Below are 23,948 nucleotides of genomic sequence, written 5' to 3' on the forward strand. Positions count from 1 at the left end.
TTATTGAGCGATCAACTTTTGGATAAATAAGAATCTAAAACAAATATAGAAAGTACCAGAATATCCCACCTAGAAATAGTTTTTAAGAAGAAATAACTGGTTATTTGCAAATTGGCATAATAATTGCTTAATTTAGTTTTAGCTTGTTTTTGGATATAAAAAAATAAGCAAATATTTATTTAAAGAGGAGATCAACTATGGAATTTAAAAAAATTGAGTATTCAGTAAAAAATTATGTTGCTAAAGTCGTTCTAAATTCACCGAAAAATTTAAACGCACTGGATGAGTCGATGTTGGATGAATTACTTCTGGCGCTTGAATTGATTGAAAATGATGATGAAGTAAAAGTTGCTGTTTTAGCGGGTTCTGGAAATGGATTCAGTGCTGGAGGGGATATTAAATACATGTATTCAACACTCAAGTCTGGAGAAATGGAATTTGGTGATGCAGTAAAAAAAGCTGGATTAGTTGCTTACGGAATAAAAAGACTTTCAAAACCAGTAATTGCAGCGGTCCATGGTGCAGTAGCTGGGGCTGGAGTAAATGTGGCATTAGCATGTGATTTCTGTTTTGCAACAGAGGAAACACAATTTATTCAAGCTTTTGTAAAACTGGGATTAGTTCCAGATGCTGGAGGAATTTATTTACTTACCCGTGCAGTTGGGGTCAATAAAGCCATTGAACTTGTCATGACAGGAAGGCCTGTGGGTGCAGACGAAGCATTAACAATTGGGATGATTAATAAAGTTGTATCAGCTGATAAATTAGAAGAAACAGTTTATAAAACGGCAGAACAATTATTAATGTCACCTTCAATAGCACTTGCTGGAATGAAGGCATTGATTTTTGAAAGCGAGTACAAGGGGTTTCAAGAATATTTGACACTTGAAGAACAACTTCAGAATAAATGCGGAGCAACTGAGGATTTCAGAGAGGGTGTCTTTGCTTTTGTTGAAAAAAGAAAAGCAAATTTCATTGGGAAATAAGTCTTATTTAAAATAGAAATTAAAACTCAGGAGGAAAAAAGATGAATTGGCAAGACGATTATAAATGTAAATTAATTTCAGTAGATGAAGCGGCATCAAAAATTGAAGACGGCGATCGAGCCTGGATTAGTCCATGTTCAGCTTCACCGATACAACTTGTCGATGCAATATGTGATCGATACAAGGAACTAACGGATGTCCATATGACTACTGCATTAGCAATGTATCCATTCAAGTTTATGACATCACCAGATTATATTGGTCATATTAATTACCACACGGCTTTTTATGGACCATATGACAGAGCCTATGAAAAAGCTGGCAATGTTGAACTATACAGTGTTCAGTTTCAGAACTTTGGTAAACTCATTTTGGATCAATCAAAAGAAGGTCCGAGAATTAATACTGTTTTAGCAGAAGTATCACTGCCTGATGAAGATGGTTATTTGTATTTTGGTCCTATGGGAGTGTCTGTGACTGGACCGGTGTGTGAAATTGCGGATAAAGTAATCGTTCAAGTTAACAAACATCAACCAAAAGTTTTTGGTACATACAATAAGATTCATGTTAATGATGTAACCTGGATTTGTGAATATGATCATCAATTGCCAGAATTTCCTCAACCTCCGATTAGTGAAACTGATCAAAAAATAGCAAATGTAATTTTAGATGAAATTCCTGATGGCGCTTGTATTCAAATCGGTTTAGGTGGTCTTGCAAACGCTATTGGTTACGGTCTTGAATCAAAAAAAGATTTATCAGTGCACACGGAAATGTTTACCGATTCAATGTATGATCTTTGCAAAAAGGGGGTTATTAGCGGAAGAATTTATTGTGGATTTGGATTAGGCAGTCAGGAACTATATGAATTCGTAGGTCGAGGAAATGTCGAACTGGCACCGATTTGGATAGTAAATGATTCATATGCTGTTGGTAAGAATGACAATTTCATTTCCATTAATGCATGTTTAATGGCTGATCTTACGGGTCAAGTTTGTTCCGAAGGAATTGGACATAGAAAATACAGTGGCGTTGGTGGACAAGTTGATTATGTTAGAGGTGCAGCAATATCAAAAGGTGGAAAGAGTTTCTTGTGCCTGGCTTCGGTAAGCAAAGATAAGAATGGAACTTTAAGGTCTAATATTATGTGTGATTTTGCACCCGGTCAAATCGTTACGACACCTCGATCGGATGTGATGTATATTGTAACTGAATTCGGTATTGCAGATTTATATAATAAATCGATTCCAGATCGAGTGGAAGCAATGATTCAAATAGCACATCCAGACTTTAGAGATGATTTAAGAGAAAAAGCTAGACATGCAAAATTAATCAAATAGTTTCTAAATTGGCCAAATGATGAGCAGTTTTATCCAATCATTTCATAAGTTGGATAAAATTGCTCTACTAAATAATAACTATATAGAAAAGAGGAAAATATATGACTTTAAGTATTAATAAAGTCGCTGTTTTAGGTGCAGGAGTTATGGGGGCAAGTATCGCGGCTCATATTGTCGGGGCAGGTGTTCCTGTTTGTTTGCTTGATATTGTTCCAAATGCTTTAACAGATGAAGAAAAATCTAAAGGGCTATCAACAGATAGCTATGAATTTAGAAATCGCTTTTCAATTGCAGGTAAAAGTAAAGTTACAAATCCAAAATTTAAGGCTATTTATGATACAGATTTGGGTGCCATGATTGAAGTAGGTAACTTGACGGATAATCTTGGGATGTTAAAAGATTGTGATTGGATTATTGAAGTTATATTAGAAAATGTCGAAGTAAAACAAAAGCTGATGGAAAATATCAGTGAATACCTCAAATCCGATGCGATTATCACATCAAATACATCGGGTGTTTCGATAAATGAAATCGTGAAAAATATGCCTTTAAGTATTAAACAACGGTTTTTGGGTACTCATTTCTTTAATCCGCCACGGTATATGAATTTATTTGAAATTATCCCAGCGAGAGACACAATTCCAGAAATTATCGATTTTATGGCAGATTTTGCAACAGAAAAGCTTGGTAAAGGCGTAGTATTTGCAAGAGATACACCCAATTTTATTGCTAATCGAATTGGGTGCCATGCGAACATCGCTGTCGCAAAATTAACTGAAGAATACGGATTCAGCATACCGAAAGCAGATCTGTTAACTGGAGAAATAATTGGTAGACCAAGAAGTGCGACCTTCAAAACTATGGATATTGTTGGCATTGATATCTTAGTTCATGTTGCTGATAATGTAATCAATAATAAAATTGGTGAAAAAGCTAAAGATGAATATCTTGTGCCAGAGTATGTTATGGATATGGTGCATAATAAATGCTTAGGTGATAAAACAAATGGCGGTTTCTACAAGAAAATAAAATCTGAAATCGGTATAAAGCGACTCTATTGGGATTATAATGAAAAAGAGTACGTTGAAATTACACCGGAAAGCATTGATTGTGTCGAATTTGCTAAACGCGGAAAAACACTTTCAGACAAATTGATAAAGCTAATATATGGCGATTCAAAAGAGAGTGAATTTGCATGGCGAGTAATAAAAGCAAATCTTTTGTATAGTGCTAATTGTATACCAGAAATTACTAGTAATTATATCGAGATTGATAATGCAATGAAATGGGGATTTAATTGGGAGTTGGGTCCTTTCGAAATATGGGATGCTATTGGTGTTAAAGAATCAATTGAAAAAATGAAACAAGAAGGTGAAGTGATTCCTGATTGGGTAGAGAAGCGAATGAGTGAAGGACGTGCTAAGTTTTATGAAACTGAAAACATGAAAGTTCCTTATATTCGCTTGTCAGCGCCAGAATTTTCAGTAATAGATGAAAATAATGGAGCGACATTAAAAGATATTGGCGATCAAATTGTATGTCTTGAATTTAAAACAAAAGGGAACACAATCACAGATGATGTCATTTCTATGATTTATAATGCAGTAGAAGTGGTAGAAAAAGGCGACTATAAGGGATTAGTGATTGCAAATCAAGCAAAGAATTTTTCTGTTGGTGCTAATCTAGCACTCATTAGAGAATATGCGAAAGAAAAAGCATGGACAAAAATTGAAAAAATGGTTCAAGAATTTCAGTATGCAAATATGTCATTAAAATACTGTAACAAACCAGTTGTTACTGCCGCTTATGGAATGACATTAGGCGGAGGCGCTGAAATTGCATTGCATGGTTATAGACAAGTAGCTAACGCAGAAACTTACATGGGTTTGGTTGAACTTGGTGTCGGTTTAGTGCCAGGTGGTGGTGGATGCAAAGAATTGCTTTGGCGCGGAATGGAAGGGCTTAGTAAAGTTAGTATGGCTGAACGAGTGAATCATGTAAAAAATATTTGGAGTGCCATTGCAAGTGCAAAAGTTTCTAGCAGTGCTCATGAAGCAAAAAAATTGGGATTCATCAGAGGGACGGATCAAATTAATATGAATTTGAAATATCAGGTAAAAGAAGCAAAAGATGTCGCTCTATTTTTGAGCAATTTATCTTTCCGTAAAAATATCAAAAAAGATTTGGTTGTTACAGGCAAGACGGGAAGAGGTGCAATTCGAATAGGAATTGACATGATGAAAGATGGCAAGATGATAACAGAATATGATACATTTCTTGCTGACAAGGTCGCATTTATACTCACTGGTGGCGATGTGCTTCCAGGAACGGCTGTTTCAGAGGAGTATATTCTTGGATTGGAAAAAGAAGCCTTTCTGAGTTTATGTGGTGAAACAAAAACTTTAGAAAGAATTGAGTATATGTTGGCAAAAGGGAAACCATTAAGAAATTAGGGAGAATATTTATGATAAAGGAAGCAGTTATTGTAGCGATGGGGAGATCTCCAATCGGAAAAGCGCCAAAAGGAAGCTTAAAAGGAACAAGACCGGAAGCAATCGGATCTCAAGTGATAAAGGGATTATTAAAAAAAATACCGGAGTTTGATCCAAAAGAAATTGATGATTTTATAGTAGGTTGCGCGTTTCCAGAAGCTGAGCAAGGTGTTAACTTAGCAAAAATGATTGCATTTAAGGCTGGCTTGCCAAATTCTGTGCCCGCACAAACGGTGAACCGCTTTTGTTCATCCGGATTACAGACGATTTCAATAGCAGCCAATAGTATCATGTTAGGACAATCTGATTGTGTTCTGGCTGGTGGCGTTGAATCAATGAGTGTTGTGCCAATGGGAGGAAATATTTATCACCCCGATGTTGATCTGATTGAAGAAAAGCCCGATGCATATGTATCAATGGGATTGACGGCAGAAAACGTTGCAGAAAAATATGGTATCACCAGAGAAGCACAAGATGCTTTTACAGTGGAAAGTCATAAAAAAGCTTTATCCGCAATTGAAGAAAATAGATTTTATGATGAAATCATTCCAATAGAAGCAGACAGAATGGCAAAAGATAAAAACGGAAATCCATGCATTGAAAAGTTCTTATTTAAAATGGATGAGGGACCTCGTAAAGGTGTTACATCGGAAACACTTGCAAAACTTAGAACTGTATTTAAAAATGGGGGAACTGTTACAGCTGGAAATGCTTCGCAAACTAGTGATGGTGCTGCGTTTGTATTAATCATGAGTAGGGAAAAAGCAGAGGAGTTGGGGATGAAACCCTTAGCTGTTTTTAGGAGTTTTGCAGTTGCTGGTGTCGATCCTGCATTAATGGGAATTGGCCCAATTAAAGCCATTCCCAAAGCAGTGAGTTCAGCTGGAATCGAATTAAAGGATCTTGACTTAATAGAACTAAATGAAGCATTTGCATCTCAATCGTTAGCATGCATTAAAGAACTGGAATTGAATAATGAAATAATCAATGTTAACGGCGGTGCCATTGCGTTAGGACATCCTCTAGGCTGTACAGGTGCTTATCTCACAATTAAACTGATTTCAGAAATGAAAAAAAGAAAAAAAAGTAAATACGGATTAGTTAGCATGTGTATTGGTGGCGGCATGGGTGCAGCTGCGGTATTTGAAAATATAGATTAATTAAACTAGAAAATTTGTTTTAAGGTTAAATTTATTCATGCTGCGAAAAAATTGATGAAATCGAAACTAAATTGGAATTTTGATTTTAGATGAAAGTTATTATGCAATACCTAAAGAAAAACTATGTTTGCAAAACTTAAAATAAATAAAGAAGCCAACTTTGAGTTCTGGAAAGAATAAGCAAAAGTGCTTAAGGACGAATGTGCTATTCATTATACTGTTACTGATGTTTAAATGGGAGATAGATTAGAAGCTATTTATTTTTGGCACCATCATCAAATATGTAAATTTATTAAAGAAAAACAAAGAAAAAAGCTGTTCTGAAAAAATCAGTACAGCTTTTTTAATTATTGATTAACTTTTTAGGAGAAGAAGATGAGCATACGAAAGAGCTTATTAGTTAAGATGTTATTGAATAACGTACTGCCTGTTATAATAATTTATATTATTATTGTTAGTGTGTCAATGTCTATGGTATGGGACAACGTTGATCAAATTAAAGATCTTCAAAATAATTTATTATTAATTTATGGGCTAGGAGTATTTTTTATTCTTGGGGTAATTATTCTTAATGCGATCGGGTTATCCAATAAAATTTCAAGCCTTTTAGATTCAGCTAATCAATTCGCAAATGGAAATCTTGATCAAAACTTTAAGTTGGTTACTTCCAAAGATCAATTTGGAGAGTTGAGCTTAGCATTCTCTAATATAAGTGAATTGATTAAAATTCATTCGAATGAAGCAAAGTGCTTATCAGAGGGAGATACATTAATAGATATTCACCTTGCATCAGAAAAAGATTTGATGGGAATGAGTTTATCTAAAATAAAATCCTCTATCAAAACACTTCGTGCTGATACAGCAGTTCAGAAAGACCTGGTAGAAAAAGGGATCCTGAATTTTGAAAGCGATACTGCAAATAACGCAGGGGATTATAAAGTGATAATGGAGAATTTTGATCAGACGAAGAATATGTTGATAAGTAAGATTGAATGGTATGAATCGATCCTGGATGCGATACCATTTTCAATTCAGGCAGTCGACAATGATTTAAAATGGACATATTTAAATAAGAAATTTGAAGAATCGATGATTGTTAACGGTATAATTAATAACAGAGAATCTGCTTATGGAATGGATTGTTGTAACGCAGGTGCAAATATTTGCAATACAGAATTTTGTGGAATACATCGATTGGTTGAACAAGGTTTACACAATAGTTATTTTGATGGTTTTGGTAAAAATTATAGACAAGAAGCATCATACATTACCAATAAAAATGGAGAGAAAATAGGATTTGTTGAAGTTGTCACTGATATAACTCCATTGATTAGCGTTAGTCGATTTACAAATGATGAGTTAATTAGATTAGAACAAAATCTACAGAGACTGGCACAAGGTAATTTAGATTTTGAAATAATTATCGGAGAAGCAGACGAATACACCGGAGAAGTATATGACAATTTTAGTTTAATCGGAAATAGATTATTTGAAGTTAAGAAAACAATTGCAAGTCTGCTGGAAAATGCTACGATGTTAAGCACTGCAGCTTTGGAAGGGAAACTTAATGCCAGAGCAGATGAAACTAAATTCACTGGTTCATGGCAGAATCTCATATGCGATATGAACAATATGCTTGAAGAAATTGCGAAACCGCTTCAAGAAGTTTCAGAAGTTTTCGGTTTGCTTGTCGGTGGAAATTTACAAGCTACGGTCACCGGTTCATATAAAGGTGAGTTTAATGAACTAAAAATAACGACAAATAAAATGGGCGCTCATTTAAAAGTAGTTATTGATGAAATAACAAACGCAACTGCTCAAATTGCAGCCGGAAATTTGGATATTAAAAATCTCAGAGAATATTTTGCAGATTTTAATAAAATGTCAATTTCGGTGAACACTATTATTGAATCGTTAAATGCATTATTATCAGACATTAATAATGCGGCAGTACAAGTAGCTTACGGATCAATTCAAGTATCAGATGGTAGCCAAGCTTTAGCGCAAGGTTCTACCGAACAAGCGAGCTCACTTCAGGAGCTAACAGCTTCGATTACAGAAATAGCATCTAAAACCAAAAATAATGCGATAAATGCTAATCATGTACAGGAAATGTCGGTTAAAGTACGAGATAATGCTATTAACGGTATGGTTCAAATGAAGGAAATGCAAAATTCGATGGTTGATATAAATCGGTCATCAGTAGATATTTCAAAAATAATAAAGGTTATCGATGACATTGCTTTTCAGACTAACATACTGGCTCTCAATGCAGCTGTTGAAGCAGCAAGAGCAGGTCATCATGGAAAAGGTTTTGCAGTGGTTGCTGAGGAAGTGCGAACTCTGGCAGCACGTAGCGCAGAAGCAGTAAAGGAAACAACACTATTAATTGAAGGATCTATAGAGAAAGTTCAGGATGGTACAAAAATTGCAGATAAAACTGCATCAGCCCTGAATGAAATTGTTTCAGGAATAGAAAAAGTAACAGAGTTGATAGATGATATTGCAGTTGATTCCAATGAACAAGCATCAGGCATAGTTCAGATTAACACGGGAATTGAACAGGTAGCTCAAGTGGTCCATAACAATTCTGCAACTGCAGAACAAAGTGCTGCTGCTAGTGAAGAGTTATCTGGTCAAGCTGAACTACTCAAAGAATTGATAGATAAGTTTCAGTTAAGAAAAAATTAGCTTTCATTAAAGGAGTATTTTAATAATTATTTATTAACAAGTGATGTATATTCAGCATAAAATTAAATAATTTAAATTTAGTTTACTTATGCCTAATTCGTGCTATTTTTGACACCTTAAATGCGGACTGCCTCTACCATAAAGAGTAGTTAAAAATTGAATGAATCTTAATTATACTTCCTTGTTTAACTTCATGATTGTCGTACATACGGTAGCCCCCCTATGTTAGGATAGTTGTCAGGTAGACAAAAATACTTTATTATAGTAATTAATAACGATGAAGGAGCCACCTGATGACACGATACAGTAAGGAATTCAAAGAGAACATTATCAAACAGATGATGCCCCCAACCAATAAATCAGTTAACCAGCTTACCGCCGAAACCGGTGTTTCAGAACACACCCTATATGCGTGGAAACGGGCTGCAAAATCAGCTGGTATTGCGGCGCCAGCCGGTGAATCATCATCGGAACGCTGGTCAAGTGAAGATAAATTTCTAATCGTTCTAGAAACCGTAACAATGAACCAGGCTGAACTGGCGGCTTATTGTCGGGGGGTATCCACATGTCCGAGAATATCGGAAATCACAGCTAATGGGGTGTCATGCTCAAGCATTCTCGAGGCGGCGGTATGTCGGAGTGAATGCATTCCCCGGTGTTTTTTTAAGGTGGGCAGCCTGGCAATGCGCATATAGGACTGAATCATCTGACACAAATGATCATCCGCAGCAAAAGGCAGAAAAGGTGCCATATGTCTGATGAATATCACTGGTACATCCACCTTGGGTCGACCATATTTCAGATAATCAATCACTGCCCATCCAACTTCAGTGGGGATTGGTAAAATTACGGTTTCCCGGGTCTTTGACTGGGTGAAAATCAGCTTCTTTTCTTCCCAGTGAAAACAATCAAACGTCAGATTTTTGATATCCGAAACCCGAAGCCCCAACATACAGGCGAGCAGAATCATCGCATAATCCCGTTTGCCCTTTGGGCTGCCACGGTCGATGGCGGCAATCAGTGCCGTCAGTTCTTCCTTTGTCCAGACCGACGGGATACGAGTTTGTTTACGCGTCTGAACCATCGGTGTTTTGGAAGCTAAATCAGTTGTCAAAATATCCTGTTCATGGAGGTATCTCAAAAATGATCGGATAGAACAGATGCTCTGTTCCACCGTTTTGAAGGCATAACCCGCCAATGTTCGGATATAGGCGTTTATGATGGGCAGGTTGATATCATGACAATCCATAATCTTTTGAGAGACGAGATAGTCCATCAATCGCTCCGATTGTTTGACATAGTGATTAACGGTTACACTGCTATAATCTTTGCCAATACAGTATTTTCTGAAACCATTGCTGATATCCATATAATACGGATCAACAAGTAACGCATGATGCTTATAATATCGCCTCAAAACTGTGCTATGTAGCTGAAAATCACCGATCATCCGGATAATTCGGAGTTCCTGGGTGTCCTTCTGAGATAAGGTTTTACCAGTATCTTTTTCAAATATCTGGAAATAATGTTCAACAAAATCCAGCCCCAATTGTTCCGAAAAATACGTTTCACCGCGTTCATCGGCAAACAGCTGCAGTTTTTGCCACCGATTGCGATAAAAATTCATGCTGCCTTTTGTATAGCCAAGGCGGATCAGTTCCTGTTCCAAATCGGATAAAACTTCTTTTAGTGGTTTTCTCTGCATAAGAAATACCTCCTTCAATGATTTTTGAGCATTTGTGCTCTCTTCATTGTCGGATATTATGCAAAGTAAATCAAAGAGAAATCCCATCATTTACAGGTATTTCAACTTTTACTTCGCATAACTACTTACTTTGCATAAGGTGGGGTTGTGAGTCCGATACTGGCCAATTTATTCATGCATTATGCGTTCGATAAATGGGTAAAAGTAAATCTTAAGAGTGTACGCTTCTGCAGATATGCGGATGATGGCGTTATTCACTGCAAAAGCAAATCACAGGCTGAATATGTTCTAAGAAAAATCACTCAGCGCTTTAAAGCATGTGGTCTTGAAATACACCCGCTGAAAACCAAAATTGTTTACTGTAAAGATATTAATCGAACAGAAACCCACGAAAACATTCAGTTCACATTTTTAGGATACACGTTTAGACCGAGAAGAGCGAAAGACAAATATGGAAGAATATTTCATAATTTTCTGCCCGCAGTCAGTAAGGATGCTTTAACGCAAATGCGTCAAACAATCAGAGGCTGGCATCTTCAGTTAAAATGCGAGAAAGATATTTTTGATCTTTCGAATATGTTTAATCCAATATTACGGGGCTGGCATAACTACTACAGCCGATTCTATGAATCAGAAATGTTTGTAATATGGAAACATGTAAACATGTATCTGACACGATGGCTGATGCGAAAAGATAGACATCTTGCCAAGCATCAACGGCGGGCGAGAAAGAAATTGGGAGAATTGTCGAGAGCGCACTCTAATCTTTTTATACACTGGAAACTTGGATATTTACCAGCGATTTGATAATGGGAGCCGGATGAGTCGAGAGGTTCACGTCCGGTTCTGCGAGGGGCTGTGGGTGAAATTCCCACGGTCTACTCACCCGTGGTTGCCAAGCGGAGTAAAAGGTTTTTATTATTATCTCTATCTCATTCTCGATCTGTACAGCGGAAAGATCGTCGGCTGGGAAATATGGCCGGAAGAATCGGCCGAAAATGCCAGTATTCTAGTTAAAAAAGCCGTTTTATCCGAAGGGTGTTTACACCGAACCCAACCACTTATTCTACATTCCGATAATGGCAGTCCGATGAAAGGCGCAGCTTTACTGGAAACCCTCTATAAATTGGGAGTTGCCACATCAAGAAGCAGACCACGGGTAAGTAATGATAATGCCTATGCCGAATCCATCTTTAGAACCGTCAAATATCGGCCCAATTATCCCTATAAAGGCTTTTCTGATCTTGACAAAGCGCGGGAATGGGTACTCAACTTCACCCGTTTTTATAATTACGAACATCGTCACACCAGAAAAGAAGGGATGAAGGGCTTTAATTGGAAAATTCTTGAAGGAAAACCGATCAAAGATGGAAAATAACTTTGATGATCTCGACAAAGAATTGATTGCGCAGGTCGTTGAGAACAGCCTGGAAGGCAATTGGAAGATAAACTGTATTATACGAACACGACATCGAACACTGGTAATTTTCAAAGAAAGTGGTATAATCAAAAAAACGGAATCGGAAACGTCAAATAAACCATGAGGTGATGCAAATGAAAACAGGAGGGTTCATTTATAATTTGAATTATCCTAGTTATGAAAAAGAGAGTTGCGAAATTGAGGTGCGCTCTCTTTTTAAGTTCGATTTGAAAGAAAAAGTCTTTTTTGACAGTAGAAAAGTTCATCCTTCCATAAGTCCATTTTTAAAAAGCCGGTTGGAAATTAGATACAAGGCTTCCACGTTTTTAGAACTTATCGAGTTGACAACGAAAGATAAGATAACAGCATCAGATTTCATGGTTAAATATATGGAATTGGGAATAGACGACCCGCACTTTACGAAAAGACGAGAGTATTGCAAAGCAATCGGTCTTGTTATTGGGGGGCCTGCTTGTTATACGTCACCTAAAATTATATTTGGAATTACTTTCTATAAGGGCAACTGGTACTTTGGAAATTTAACAGAGAGAAGTCTTTATTGGAAAAAGCACAATAATAAACCGAATTCATATTCGAGTTCGATCGGTCTAAGTACTGCAAAAGTTCTGATAAATATTGCGGGGAATGGCGATACATCCAAACGATTAATCGATCCATGCTGTGGTGTCGGGACGGTATTATTAGAAGGTATTTGGGCAGGATATGATATTATCGGGTGTGAAATAAATAGTAAAACGGCTGAAAATGCACGAAAAAACTTGAGACATTTTAATTATTGGATATTACGGGGTGGCTCTAAATCAGCGGAATACTCAATTATGAAGCAACAGTTATTACTGGCGATATTCAGGATATAGAGGATAGTTTTGACGCTGCCATTGTAGATCTTCCATATGGTAATTTCAGCCTTAAAAATGATGAGAATCAATTAAAAATCATTAGGAATGCGATAAGAATTTCAAAAAAAATCGTACTAGCTTCATCAGAAGATATAAGAGATGAGCTTGCACAGGAAAATCTCAAAATCATCGATCATTGTAAAATTGGGAAAAATAAAAATGGTGATTTTTTGCGTTATATCTGGGTCTGCGAAGTAGGATAGATGAATTTTGATAAAAACATGGACAAAGGCATACCATAAATCTCATTCACCAGTTTCTTGGGGATGGGATTTTTTTGTCATTAACCGAATTTTAACCGATCGTGATAACATTTGAAAGTTCCTAAGTTCCTCCAGCAGGTTGGGGCTTTGCACCTGAAATCTGGAAGTCTTAAAGTATCTTGACTTTGTATCGTCACGAGAGTATACTAGTTATAGCTAGTCATAATCATACATGGCGACTACCTTTTTAATGAACGAAGTCAGGATTGATTGGAATAATTAGGTCGTATCCGATAAGCGAGGAAGTGATAAGAATGGGATATGTCAATATGGAAAAAATTTTACACGATGCACGCAAGGGCGGTTATGCCGTAGGTGCCTTCAACATAGTCAATGATTTGACTGCCCGGGCCGCCGTTCAGGCCGCTGAAGAACTGGAACAGAACATTATTCTGCAGACCTCGGTGAAGACCGTCAAAGCGTTTGGGATCACAGCAATGATGGCCTTTCTAAAACCGTTAGCAGTGCATGCCAGCGTCGATGTGGCCATCCATCTGGATCATTCCACGGATGTCGCCTTTACTAAGGCCTGCCTTGATGCGGGCTGGTCATCCGTTATGTATGACGGCTCGAAGCTGTCGCTTGCCGAAAATATTACCAACACCCGGGAGCTCGGTGAGTATGCCCACAAAATGGGGGCGACCATCGAGGGGGAACTGGGGGCAATTGTTGGTGTCGAAGACGACATTTTTGTGATGGAAGGCGCCGGTGCCCATGCCAAACCCGCTGATTGCCGGGTTTTTCTGGAAAAAACCGGGGTCGATGCGTTTGCCCCGGCAGTGGGAACCGCCCACGGGGTGTACAAAGGCGAAATCAACATCGATTATGATCTCTTTGATGAAATCAACAGCTTCTCACCCTGCCCGCTGGTTCTCCATGGTGGAACGGGGCTGACCGATGAAATGTTTTATCGGCTCATTGATCTGGGTGCTGCCAAAGTCAATATTTCCACTGCGATTAAGATTGCCTATTGTCAGGGCATGAAGCAATATCTGCTTGACCACCCGGATCAGAATGATCCGCTCAAACTGGATGCCTTTGTGGCTGCTCAGGTTAAGGCCGTGGTAAGCAGACACATCCGCTTTTTTAGCCAGATGGATCGTGACCGGGCCCCGTTTGAGGTGGATCTTCATTGTCACTCGACCCGCTCTGACGGCGGCGATACTCCCAAGGAGCTGATTATCAATGCGGCCAAACGGGGGGTTAAAGTGGTGGCGATTACGGATCATGATGTCCTGCCGCCAGATAAGATTGAAATCAATGGGATTATGATTGATCCCGTGGCGTTTGCAGCTCAAAAAGGGGTGACGTTTATCCCGGGCATTGAATTCTCCTGCGAAACCGAGGTTGAGGATGTGCACATTGTCGTTTTGGGATGTGACTTCAGTGATCCCCGGATTCTTGCGATGAATCAGAAAATTGTCCACAGCAAAATTGATTCTTATCGGAAATTAACTGAAGTGTTGACCGAAAAAGGCTACCCGATCAGTTGGGAAGAGGTCCTCAATTACGATGAGATTCCCCGGAAACCGGAAGACGTTCAGAAAAAACTGATTTTCAATCTGATGGCCGAAAAAGGTTATACCAAGACCTGGAGTGAGGCTAAACTGCTCTGTCGAAATAATCCCGAGTATAGTGTCAAGCGGGAAAAACCGGCAGCCGCAGAAATTATCCGGCTGGCCCATCAAACCGGGGGGATCGCCATTCTGGCCCATCCTTATCTGATTGATGAACGGATTGTGTTGCAACAGGGTGAGATGACCCGGGCCGATTTCATCGACGGGCTGATTGAGGCCGGTCTTGACGGGATTGAGGCCGCATATACCTATGATAAAACCACCTACAACGGCGATCTGACAAAAGCCCAGATCATCGAACAGGTCAGGCATAACTATGCTGACCGGGTGGCGATTATTTCCGGCGGTTCGGATTATCATGCTGATTATAAAAAGACCGATAAAAAGGTCCGCCAGATCGGTGAAGCCGGGATCAGCCTGACCTATTTCAAGACAAATCCGTTGCTGTCCAGATTGGAGCGGTAAGGATGATTTTAAATCAGAATGCCCGGAAATACGGACACCTTATTTTTGATCTGGACGGAACCCTGGTGGATACCAGTCCGGATATTGTGGCAGCGGTCCAGTATCTGATCAAAAAATACGGTTTGCCAGAAAAAACCGATGCCTCTATCCAGAGTTGCATCGGTGGCGGGGCCCGCAACGTCTTGCTCAAAAGTCTCGGTGAGGAACGGGAAAGCCTTATTGATGCGGAGATTTTGCCGTTGTTTGTGGCCTATTATACCAGTAATTGTGCCGTCCATTCCCGGCTCTATGAGGGGGTCCGGGAGATTCTGGAGCAGTACCGCGAGGCTGGGAAAAAATTGTCGGTGGCGACATTTAAAATCCGCAGTGCCACTATGAATATTTTTGAACGTTTTGCCTTGACGCCGTATTTTGACGTGATCATTACCGCCGATGATGTTAAAAACCCCAAACCGGCTCCGGATTGTATTGATGCGATTATCAATCATTACGGTGCCGAAAAAGCCGATTTTATTTTGATCGGGGACACCCGCACCGATTATCTGACCGCTACCAATGCCGGCATTGATGTTTGCGGGGTGACCTACGGCTATAATTCGCCGGAGCTGATGATCAGTTTGAAACCAGCCTATGTAATCGACCGGATGGCTGAATTACCATCGGTCGTCTGGTAAAATCATGGCCGTACCACGCTGTGGTTGCTTAATAAATGATGGAGGTAAAAATTATGGTCGATTTAGCAAAGCTGAACAAATGGGAGTTGGGGAAATTTTTTGACCATTCGGTGTTGCCCAAAAACACCACCGAAGCAGACATTCGCAAGGGGTGCCAGGAAGCAAAGGCCTATAATTGTGCCGCCTTTTATTCCGCATCGGCGTTCTGGACCCCGGTTGTCCGGGACGAACTGCAGGGCACCGATATTCATGTGGCAACAGGGTTGGATTTTCCCTTTGGGGTGTCGACGGTGCGGATGAAGGGTCTGGAAACTGAGGAAGCGGTGGCCGCCGGCTGTACCGCCCTGGACATGGTGATGAACATTGGCGCCCTGAAGGATAAGAATTATCAGGAAGTTAAGCACGGTCTGGATGCTTTTGTTAAGGCGGCCCAGGGCCATGTCACCAAGTGTATTATGGATGTCTGTTTTCTGACCGATGATGAAATTGCCACGGCCTGTCAGCTGATTGCCGAAGCCGGGATTGACTATGCCAAAACGTCTACCGGGCAGTTTGAAGGGCCTAGCATGGACCAATTTCTGATTATGAAAAACACCTTGAAAGATACCAAAATAAAACTGAAAGTGGCGGGCGTAAAATTCCCCCGGCCTCAGAATGCTTATGCGTTTCTGCTGGCAGGTGCCGATCTGATCGGAACACGAGCCGCCGTGGCCATTATTGAGGCCCTCGATCAGATGCGTGAAATCGGCCTGGTACCACCTTATCAGGGCTAGACCGACAATTTTATAAAGGCCTGGACTTTTCAAAAGCAGTGGTTTGTGTTAGGATTAAAGGATTAAATCATTTCAGCAGGGTTGGAACGCAAAATAGAGGAGAAGTCATGGAAGATATCAGAAGAAAAAATCCCAAACCATTGTATGTTCAGTTAGAGGAATTGATCCGCAACAAAATTGAGGGCGGCCAATGGAAACCCCATACGGCCATTCCATCAGAAAGTGAACTCAACAAAATGTTTGGTGTCAGTCGGATGACGATTCGCTCAGCCTGCTCACAGCTGGTTCGAGATGGCCTGCTTTACCGGGTGCCGGGAAAAGGAACCTTCGTGGCTGATGCCAAAATTGAAACCGAATCGCTGGCATACATGGGCTTTCGCGAACAATTGGAACGGATGGGATATGAAATCTCGACCGCCGTGCTGGGGATTGAGACCGTGGCCGCCGAGGGCCGGATCAGCCGTCGTTTAACCTGTCCCGAGGGTACCCCGATTATCCAAATACGGCGCCTGCGGTTCTTAAAGGGACAGCCGCTCAGTCTCCACTATTCTTATATTCCGGTGGCGCTTTGTGCAAATCTGGATAATGATATTCTGGAACGGGAACAGCTCTGCGTGCTGCTTGAACAACAACGGGGCTTAAAACCACTCCGGGTGATTGAAACGCTGGAGTCGGCAACTGCCACCGAAATGGAAAGCACCCTCTTTGAAGTGGAGCCTGGTTATCCGCTGCTGGTGCTGGAAGATGTTCTCTATGATCAGCAGGATACGCCCTATGAATATTCCAAGGTGGTTTTTCGGGGCGACAAGATTAAATTGAAATTTGAATATAAGAATTGTTTCTGAGCCATTGTGAGGTCAATGGTGATAAAGCGCTGAAATCCGGTGGCCAACCGAGCTTCAGCGCTTTTTTATATTTATTGAGGCAAACGTCACAATTTGCTTGACATACTAGTTATATCTAGTTACAATATCTTTAATACCAGTCATGACCGGTCTAGTGTGCCTGAAACGGCGCTGGCGAATTTAGAACAAGGAGGGTTGTATGATTGATTTCACAAAAATGACAAAATGGGATCTGGGTAAATGTTTTGATTATGCCATTTTGCCCAAAGATACCACGGAGGAAACGATCCGAAGTGAATGCAAGGTGGCGATTAAATATAATTGCAAGGCCTTTTGCTTTTCTTCATCCTACTGGACAAAGGTAGTGGCCGAAGAACTCAGCGGCACCGATTTGCTGGTCGGGGCCGGGATCGGTTTTCCGTTTGGTCAGCAGAGCAGCGCCGTCAAGGCTTTTGAAGCCGAAGAAGCGGTTCGCTGGGGCGCCACAGTGCTGGACAATTGCATGAATGTGGGCGCGCTCAAAGACAAAAAATACCAGGAAATTCTCCAGGAATTCAAAGACTACAAGAAAGCCGCGGGTCCGGCCATGACAAAAATGATCATCGAAGCCGAAATGCTCACCGACGAAGAAATCAGAACGGCCTGTCAACTGATTGCCGAAGCCGAAATAGATTGGGCGAAATCATCATCGGGACAATACAACGGCATGTCCTTGGAACAGGTTCGGGTGATGGTGAACAGCTTGAAGGATTCCCGAACCCGGGTCAAGGTTTCGGGGGTGAAATTTCCCCGGGCCCAGAATGCCTATGTCTTTCTGATGGCTGGCGCCGAACTGATCGGTTCGCGGTCGGCCCCGGAAATCATCGAGGCCCTGGATACCATGCGGGAAATCGGGGTAGTGCCGGCGCTACAGCTGTAAACGAATACAGAGACGAGGAATGAGGAAATGATAGATCTATCAAAAATGACAAAATGGGATATGGGTAAGCTCTTTGATTACTCACTGCTGCCGAAAAACTCGACCGAACCCCAGATTCGCCAGGCCTGCCGTGATGCCATCCGCTACAACGCCAAGGCCTTTTGTTTTTCATCCTCCTACTGGACTGCAGTGGTGGTGGAGGAACTGGCCGGCACCGACTTGCTGGTGGGAGCGGCGATTGGCTTTCCGTTTGGACAACAGAGCAGTACCGTTAAAGCCTTTGAAACCGAAGAAGCGGTGCGTCTGGGCGCAACGGTGCTGGACAATTGCATGAATGTCGGAGCTCTTAAAGATAAAAAATACGATGAGGTTCTGCAGGAATTTAAAGACTACAAGAACGCCGCCGGGCCGGTGATGACAAAAATGATTATTGAAACCAGTATGCTGACTAACGAGGAGATTGTCACCGCCACCAAGCTGGTGGCGGAAGCCGGCATTGACTGGGTGAAAACATCCACCGGTCAGTACGCCGGGCCGTCGGTCTCGGAGGTATTGCTGATGGTCGATACCCTTAAAGGAACCAAGACCAAGGTCAAGGTGGCCGGGGTCAAGGCGCCGCGGCCCCAGAATGCCTTTGCCTTTTTCGCGGCTGGCGCCGAGTTGATTGGCACTCAGGGAGCAGCTGAAATATTGGATGCGGTGGCGGACATGCGCAGATGTGGCTTGTGTCCGGAGTATGAAGGAGATTAAAAAGGAGAGTATCATGGGAAAATATTTAGTAGGTATGGACGCTGGCACGACGGGTTGTAAGGTATGCGTTTTTGATCTGGAAGGAAACCTGATGGGCAGTGACTATCGGGAGTATCCCTGTTATTATCCCCAGGAAGGCTGGGTGGAACAAATTCCGGAAGACATTACCCCGGCGTTGTTTGCCACCTGTAAAGATGCCATCAGTAAATCTAAAGTTGATCCCAGCGAAATCATGGGGGTGGGGTTGTCCTCCCAGGGATCGGTCATCGGTTTGCTGGACGAAAACGGTAAACTGCTGCGACCCTTTGTCGGCTGGCAGGATCTCCGCGGCGGCAGTCAGGAAATCTGCTGGCTGGAAGAACAGATTTCCCGGGCCGAACACTATCAAATCACCGGCGATCCACTGGGCATGTGCTTCAGCGTGGCCAAACTGGTCTGGCTGAAACAAAATGAACCGGAAAACTGGGAAAAAACAGCGATTTTCTCCACCCATCAGGATTACTTCCTCAAGGAATTGGGGGCTGATGGCTACTATACCGATTATTCCTCGGCCAGCCGGGAAGGGATGATGGACATTGACAAGGCCGAATGGTCTCAGAAACACCATGTCCTGTTGGGGATTCCCTTGAGCAAACGGGCAAAAATTGTCTCTGAACCGGGAAAAGTGGTGGGTCATATTACCGCCGAAGTCGCCGCTCAAACCGGCTTGGCCGTGGGAACCCCGATTTCCATCGGCGCTCACGATCAAAACTGTAATACCTTTGGTTCGGGCGGGGACGATGATGGTACCGCCGTCATGGTTATGGGTACCTTCGGGTCCTGTTTTGTAATCTCCGACAAATCGATTCGTGATCCTAAAGCCCGTCTGGTGGTCAAGGGGAATCATGGTGTCGGCAACTTTACCATTGAAGCCTTTGCCAATACCTCCGCCTCGGCCTATCGCTGGTTCCGGGATACTTTTTGCGATCTCGAAAAATTCTCCGGTCAATTGACCAAAATCGATCCCTATGTGCTGATTAATCAGGAAATTGAATGCTCACCGATCGGGGCCAACGGGATCACCTTCCTGCCTTATCTCCAGGGCGTTTCCGGGGCGAAACTCAACGACAAGGCCCGGGCCACCTTCATCGGGATGAGTCTGGGCACCACCAAGTCTGACATGGCCCGGGCGGTGATGGAAGGCATCTGTTATGAAATGTATGATATCATCAATGCCGAAATGGAAGCGGGCATCGCGCTCAATGGGATTCGTCTGACCGGTGGGGCAGCCAAATCGCCGATGTGGAGCCAGATGTTGTCGGACATCACCAAACAGCCGATTCACCTGCTTTCGACCAGTGAAACCGGCTGTCTGGGGGCGGCCTTGTACGCCGGAATCGGGGTTGGCGCCTATCAGAATCCCCACGAAGCGGTGGAACGGGCAGTTAAGATTTCCCAGACCTTTATGCCAAATCCGGCTAATTATGAAGCCTATGATAAAGCTTACAAGCGTTTCAATGATGTTTACGATGCCTTAAACGGACGATTCTTTTAACAGTTGTAACCGGCTGCGCTGATCCGTGGCGTTGCCGACGATGCGCGCAAGCGGAATGGTACCGGCCTTTGTCGAAGCGTGACGGAGCGGGATTCTTGCATGCGGAGCGACACCCTTGTTGCTCCCATGCATTTTTTTAGAAATAGTGTGGTATGGACTGGTTATGATCACACCTTAGGAGGAAATTATGAATATCAATTGGACCATCAATGATCTCGGTTTGCCGGAGGTCAGCGGCGAAGAGTCGCTGCTTGCCCGGGTTAAAAATTTGCCGCTGAGCTACGCCGAGATCACTCAGTTAAGTGGTCGGGCGGACCGGATTGGGGTTACCTCGGGCTTTCGGAAAGTGATCGAAACCTTTCCCGTGCCGGCGTCCGAAATCCCGGCTGGATTTAAGGTTGGCTTGAGCTTTGCCGAGCGGGTGTTACGGGTCGATCTGGTTCGGGATATCGGCTATGATAAAAACAATTGTCTCAGACCGACCAAGGTCTTGTTTTCGGCGGACAGTGCCAATCCCTATGAGATCGCTCCGATTAAGGATTACATCGCCAATCTGACCTGTAACCCGGGCATCATTTATGATTTATTTATCAACAATCCCGAGGCCAATGTGGGCAATCACTTTAAGACCCGGGACGAGGTGATGGCCGAAATCGGCAGAATTCTGGGGCCCGGCGCAGATATCAGTGTTGAGCTTAACGATCCCTTCGGCAAAAGTGACAGCGAACTGCTGGAAGAGGCGGAAAAGTTCAGAGAAATGCTCAGCGAATATCGGGTTGTCATCAAGGTGCCTCATACCGGACCGGTTAATGCTAACAATGTGAGCAGCCTGCTGGCCGGGGATAAACGGCTCACCACCCGCTACACCAACCCCGCCACCGGGGATGCGTTCCGCGGCCATCGACTGGCGTTGTTGCTGCGGGAACACGGCTTCCGGGTCAATTTTACGCTGATGTTTGAACCCTGGCAGGCCGCCCTGGCACTGCAGGCCCGGCCTTATTTTATTAACAGCTTCATCCGCCATCGGCTGATCCAGTCGAAGGCCATCGAACGGTTGCTGCACCGGTATCAGACCACCACCGACAAAAGCTATCTGGAACAGCTGCGGACGTTGCTGGTAGAGAAGGATTATTTTACCGCCAATGAGACCAATATCGATCTTGATACCGTTTTTCAGGAAGCTGAAAACATCCTCAAGCACCGCCAGATCGGGACCCCTGAAGGCGCCGACGGATTGGATGCGGTGCGCCAGAATTTACGGCTGCTGCGCCACAGTAATCTGCCGGACACCCGTCTGATTGTATGCAGTATCGAGGGTAATGACAATTACCCGGATATCGATCGGCTGCTGTCTACTGATGAATACAGCGACATGGCCGGCCGGGTCGTGGTGACGGCGGAGCCCCGCTATCTGGCCCGGTTTACCAGCGCCAATCAGGTTATTTCTTATCAACGCCGCTTTATGAATGCCGCCAATGGGATGGGTTAGGCGGGGCCAGCGGGACGGCTGGGGATGAGCCTGATAATTAGAACGGATCGGTTATTGCTGGTAGGGTTTAATGAATTCAAAACGTTTTAATCAATCAGCCTGCGGCTTTTGGAACGATAAGCCTTGACAAAACGCTTCAAATAACACATTATCCTATAATACTCTTTGCACTGCATATTTTTCGACAGTACAAACTGAGCAGGCGATAAATTTTAAAGGCGTAGGCGTTTAGAATTTGTGGGGCCGGGTCACAAGGTGACAACAGATGCACGTATTTGACATCTGTGGGACAGTAGTTTACTTGCTATTGTTTCACAGGTGTTTTTTTGATGGCACAAAAGAGACAAGGCATGGGAATTGTGGCTGTGGTGGAGTGAAAAAATCTCACTAATGGAGGCAAGATCATGGAAAAAAAGAATGGCCCGAACAACGACCTCTAAGACCGCCCGGGCATTAAGCAGAGAAGCCCGGGCTGCTGTCGAAAAACAATGCCGATCTGATGATGGATTCCTTTCATTTCGGGGTCGGCGTCGTCACCCCGGCCGCCTTTGCGGGCTGGCCGGCCACTGAAATTATCAACGGCTACGGCTATCGCTTTGACAATCGTGATTTGAGCATCACCGCCCAGCGGCAGCTGGCCACGTAATCAAGGATCAGCTGATCGCCAGCGGAGTGCTGCTAACCGGTTTTGTAAGCACTGAGAACAACCAGAGCATCGCCTTTATCGATGATGACATGGGTTCGGATGTGCCGATGGTGCTGACCAAACTGGGGATTCTGGGCAGCTTTTTCCTGGTCCAGATGAAACTCAGCGGTTATCTGCCGGTCTATCTGCCGCTGTATCTCTATCCGCTGATTGTCGCCATCGGGATGGCTTCCTACCTCGGCATCAATTTTCTGCAGCTGCGGCGGATCAACCAGATCCCCCTGGCGGCGGCGCTAAAAAATCACGAATAGCCGCCAGGCTTCGGAGCCATTGGACCGGACCGGCGCGAATGGGACTGGAAAATCTGCGGCTTTTTTAGTATAATCAAGCAGGAACCAATCAATGACCACAATTAAGGGAGGAACACCATGAGTGAACGCTTAATTATTTTGGGCACCGGCAATGCGGCGGTGACCCGGTGTTATAATACCTGCTTTGCGATCCAGCAGGGCGAGGACTATTTTCTGGTTGATGCCGGCGGCGGCAACGGCATTCTGACCCAGCTGGAGCGGGCCGACATCAGTCTGACGCAGATCCATGAGGTCTTTATCAGTCATGGCCATACCGATCATCTGCTGGGACTGATCTGGCTGATCCGGATGATCACCGCCCAGATCAAAAGCGGCCACTATCAGGGCCAGTTGACCATTTACTGCCATGCCGAGCTGAAGAAAACGGCGCTGACGATCGTCAAACTGACGCTGCCGGAGAAATTTGTCAAGCTGATCGGCGATCGGGTGGTGTTTAAGGTGATCAAAAACGGACAGAGCAAGAAAATTCTCGGCAATAAGGTGACGTTTTTTGATATCCAGTCCGCCAAGGCCAAGCAGTTCGGCTTTGTGATGACGCTGTCGACGGGGCGGCGGCTGACCTTTCTGGGCGACGAGCCCTATCAGGAGCACGAGTACCCCTACGCTTTTGGGACCGACTGGCTGCTCCATGAGGCCTTCTGTCTCTATGCCGAGCGGGAGCAGTTCAAGCCCTATGAAAAGGCCCATACCACGGTGAAGGATGCCTGTGAAATCGGGGCCCGGCTGGCCGTGGCCAATCTGCTGCTCTATCATACCGAAGATCGCAATCTGGTCCACCGCAAGGCCCTGTATACCGCCGAGGGGGCGCCGTTTTTCGGCGGCAACCTGCTGGTGCCGGATGACCTCGAAGCATTTGAACTTTAAGCTGACGACCGCAAAAAAGCGGGCCGGTTCCACCGTTACTGGTGAAACCGGCCCGCTTTGGCGT

General features: G+C 43.3%; 19 protein-coding genes, 2 pseudogenes and 1 riboswitch. Of the genes and pseudogenes, 20 read left to right on the forward strand and 1 reads right to left on the reverse strand.

The features are described from left to right. Nucleotides 1-197 precede the first annotated feature (197 nt). The 6 genes and pseudogenes from A3KS_RS0105300 to A3KS_RS24255 all read left to right on the forward strand — a co-directional run. On the forward strand, nucleotides 198-986 hold the full coding sequence (locus A3KS_RS0105300; protein WP_026394033.1) for an enoyl-CoA hydratase/isomerase family protein: 789 nt from the start codon (nucleotides 198-200) through the stop codon (nucleotides 984-986). A gap of 41 nt (nucleotides 987-1,027) precedes the next feature. Then, nucleotides 1,028-2,326 (forward strand): acetyl-CoA hydrolase/transferase family protein, encoded by a 1,299-nt coding sequence (locus A3KS_RS0105305; RefSeq protein WP_026394034.1) that lies wholly within the window; start codon nucleotides 1,028-1,030, stop codon nucleotides 2,324-2,326. A gap of 101 nt (nucleotides 2,327-2,427) precedes the next feature. Next, entirely contained in the window at nucleotides 2,428-4,779 is a 2,352-nt protein-coding gene (locus tag A3KS_RS0105310; protein ID WP_026394035.1) for a 3-hydroxyacyl-CoA dehydrogenase/enoyl-CoA hydratase family protein, read from the forward strand. A gap of 14 nt (nucleotides 4,780-4,793) precedes the next feature. After that, nucleotides 4,794-5,978, forward strand: coding sequence for an acetyl-CoA C-acyltransferase (locus A3KS_RS0105315; protein WP_026394036.1), 1,185 nt, complete (start codon nucleotides 4,794-4,796; stop codon nucleotides 5,976-5,978). A 375-nt stretch (nucleotides 5,979-6,353) separates the two neighbouring features. Further along, complete coding sequence (locus tag A3KS_RS20165) at nucleotides 6,354-8,669, forward strand: methyl-accepting chemotaxis protein (protein WP_051355676.1); 2,316 nt, start codon at nucleotides 6,354-6,356, stop codon at nucleotides 8,667-8,669. Nucleotides 8,670-8,962: 293 nt separating this feature from the next. After that, nucleotides 8,963-9,118, forward strand: a pseudogene (locus A3KS_RS24255) (transposase); the annotation flags it as partial. A gap of 95 nt (nucleotides 9,119-9,213) precedes the next feature. Here A3KS_RS24255 and A3KS_RS20170 read toward each other — a convergent pair. Beyond that, nucleotides 9,214-10,374 (reverse strand): site-specific integrase, encoded by a 1,161-nt coding sequence (locus A3KS_RS20170; protein ID WP_084504901.1) that lies wholly within the window; start codon nucleotides 10,372-10,374, stop codon nucleotides 9,214-9,216. 147 nt (nucleotides 10,375-10,521) lie between these two features. Between A3KS_RS20170 and A3KS_RS20175 the strand changes: the two genes are divergently transcribed. The 14 genes and pseudogenes from A3KS_RS20175 to A3KS_RS0105400 all read left to right on the forward strand — a co-directional run bounded on the left by A3KS_RS20175 (nucleotide 10,522) and on the right by A3KS_RS0105400 (nucleotide 23,884). Next, nucleotides 10,522-11,181: a reverse transcriptase domain-containing protein gene (locus A3KS_RS20175; RefSeq protein WP_051355677.1), complete on the forward strand. Its 660-nt coding sequence runs from the start codon at nucleotides 10,522-10,524 to the stop codon at nucleotides 11,179-11,181. 82 nt (nucleotides 11,182-11,263) lie between these two features. Then, nucleotides 11,264-11,683, forward strand: a pseudogene (locus A3KS_RS20180) (transposase); the annotation flags it as partial. 245 nt (nucleotides 11,684-11,928) lie between these two features. Continuing rightward, a complete protein-coding gene (locus A3KS_RS0105345) occupies nucleotides 11,929-12,672 on the forward strand; it encodes a TRM11 family SAM-dependent methyltransferase (protein WP_026394037.1) in 744 nt (247 codons plus the stop codon). Nucleotides 12,673-13,246: 574 nt separating this feature from the next. After that, on the forward strand, nucleotides 13,247-15,019 hold the full coding sequence (locus tag A3KS_RS0105350; RefSeq protein WP_242834741.1) for a ketose-bisphosphate aldolase: 1,773 nt from the start codon (nucleotides 13,247-13,249) through the stop codon (nucleotides 15,017-15,019). A gap of 2 nt (nucleotides 15,020-15,021) precedes the next feature. Then, entirely contained in the window at nucleotides 15,022-15,693 is a 672-nt protein-coding gene (locus A3KS_RS0105355) for an HAD family hydrolase (protein WP_026394039.1), read from the forward strand. Nucleotides 15,694-15,746: 53 nt separating this feature from the next. Next, nucleotides 15,747-16,466: a deoxyribose-phosphate aldolase gene (gene deoC, locus A3KS_RS0105360; RefSeq protein ID WP_026394040.1), complete on the forward strand. Its 720-nt coding sequence runs from the start codon at nucleotides 15,747-15,749 to the stop codon at nucleotides 16,464-16,466. Between the two features lie 107 nt (nucleotides 16,467-16,573). Continuing rightward, nucleotides 16,574-17,311, forward strand: a complete 738-nt coding sequence (locus tag A3KS_RS0105365; protein ID WP_026394041.1) for a GntR family transcriptional regulator — start codon at nucleotides 16,574-16,576, stop codon at nucleotides 17,309-17,311. Nucleotides 17,312-17,510: 199 nt separating this feature from the next. After that, a complete protein-coding gene (deoC, locus tag A3KS_RS0105370) occupies nucleotides 17,511-18,230 on the forward strand; it encodes a deoxyribose-phosphate aldolase (protein ID WP_026394042.1) in 720 nt (239 codons plus the stop codon). Between the two features lie 27 nt (nucleotides 18,231-18,257). After that, on the forward strand, nucleotides 18,258-18,980 hold the full coding sequence (deoC, locus tag A3KS_RS0105375; protein ID WP_026394043.1) for a deoxyribose-phosphate aldolase: 723 nt from the start codon (nucleotides 18,258-18,260) through the stop codon (nucleotides 18,978-18,980). 13 nt (nucleotides 18,981-18,993) lie between these two features. Further along, nucleotides 18,994-20,514, forward strand: a complete 1,521-nt coding sequence (locus tag A3KS_RS0105380; RefSeq protein WP_026394044.1) for a xylulokinase — start codon at nucleotides 18,994-18,996, stop codon at nucleotides 20,512-20,514. Between the two features lie 187 nt (nucleotides 20,515-20,701). Next, a complete protein-coding gene (locus A3KS_RS0105385) occupies nucleotides 20,702-22,003 on the forward strand; it encodes a transaldolase family protein (RefSeq protein ID WP_026394045.1) in 1,302 nt (433 codons plus the stop codon). A 184-nt stretch (nucleotides 22,004-22,187) separates the two neighbouring features. After that, nucleotides 22,188-22,298, forward strand: a riboswitch (NiCo riboswitch). 204 nt (nucleotides 22,299-22,502) lie between these two features. Next, nucleotides 22,503-22,649, forward strand: coding sequence for a hypothetical protein (locus tag A3KS_RS23430; protein ID WP_156913205.1), 147 nt, complete (start codon nucleotides 22,503-22,505; stop codon nucleotides 22,647-22,649). Between the two features lie 26 nt (nucleotides 22,650-22,675). Further along, on the forward strand, nucleotides 22,676-22,960 hold the full coding sequence (locus A3KS_RS0105395; protein ID WP_026394046.1) for a hypothetical protein: 285 nt from the start codon (nucleotides 22,676-22,678) through the stop codon (nucleotides 22,958-22,960). Nucleotides 22,961-23,077: 117 nt separating this feature from the next. After that, nucleotides 23,078-23,884, forward strand: coding sequence for an MBL fold metallo-hydrolase (locus A3KS_RS0105400; RefSeq protein WP_026394047.1), 807 nt, complete (start codon nucleotides 23,078-23,080; stop codon nucleotides 23,882-23,884). Nucleotides 23,885-23,948: the final 64 nt, after the last annotated feature.

The organism is Acetobacterium malicum subsp. dehalogenans DSM 11527, from assembly GCF_000472665.1.
Taxonomy (GTDB): Bacteria; Bacillota; Clostridia; order Eubacteriales; family Eubacteriaceae; genus Acetobacterium; species Acetobacterium malicum.

Coding starts and splice junctions, on each gene's coding strand:
- A3KS_RS0105300 (WP_026394033.1), top strand. CDS start 198: ATGGAATTTAAAAAAATTGAGTATTCAGTAAAAAATTATGTTGCTAAA.
- A3KS_RS0105305 (WP_026394034.1), top strand. CDS start 1,028: ATGAATTGGCAAGACGATTATAAATGTAAATTAATTTCAGTAGATGAA.
- A3KS_RS0105310 (WP_026394035.1), top strand. CDS start 2,428: ATGACTTTAAGTATTAATAAAGTCGCTGTTTTAGGTGCAGGAGTTATG.
- A3KS_RS20165 (WP_051355676.1), top strand. CDS start 6,354: ATGAGCATACGAAAGAGCTTATTAGTTAAGATGTTATTGAATAACGTA.
- A3KS_RS20170 (WP_084504901.1), bottom strand. CDS start 10,374: ATGCAGAGAAAACCACTAAAAGAAGTTTTATCCGATTTGGAACAGGAA.
- A3KS_RS0105345 (WP_026394037.1), top strand. CDS start 11,929: ATGAAAACAGGAGGGTTCATTTATAATTTGAATTATCCTAGTTATGAA.
- A3KS_RS0105350 (WP_242834741.1), top strand. CDS start 13,247: ATGGAAAAAATTTTACACGATGCACGCAAGGGCGGTTATGCCGTAGGT.
- A3KS_RS0105355 (WP_026394039.1), top strand. CDS start 15,022: ATGATTTTAAATCAGAATGCCCGGAAATACGGACACCTTATTTTTGAT.
- deoC (WP_026394040.1), top strand. CDS start 15,747: ATGGTCGATTTAGCAAAGCTGAACAAATGGGAGTTGGGGAAATTTTTT.
- A3KS_RS0105365 (WP_026394041.1), top strand. CDS start 16,574: ATGGAAGATATCAGAAGAAAAAATCCCAAACCATTGTATGTTCAGTTA.
- deoC (WP_026394042.1), top strand. CDS start 17,511: ATGATTGATTTCACAAAAATGACAAAATGGGATCTGGGTAAATGTTTT.
- deoC (WP_026394043.1), top strand. CDS start 18,258: ATGATAGATCTATCAAAAATGACAAAATGGGATATGGGTAAGCTCTTT.
- A3KS_RS0105380 (WP_026394044.1), top strand. CDS start 18,994: ATGGGAAAATATTTAGTAGGTATGGACGCTGGCACGACGGGTTGTAAG.
- A3KS_RS0105385 (WP_026394045.1), top strand. CDS start 20,702: ATGAATATCAATTGGACCATCAATGATCTCGGTTTGCCGGAGGTCAGC.
- A3KS_RS23430 (WP_156913205.1), top strand. CDS start 22,503: ATGATGGATTCCTTTCATTTCGGGGTCGGCGTCGTCACCCCGGCCGCC.
- A3KS_RS0105400 (WP_026394047.1), top strand. CDS start 23,078: ATGAGTGAACGCTTAATTATTTTGGGCACCGGCAATGCGGCGGTGACC.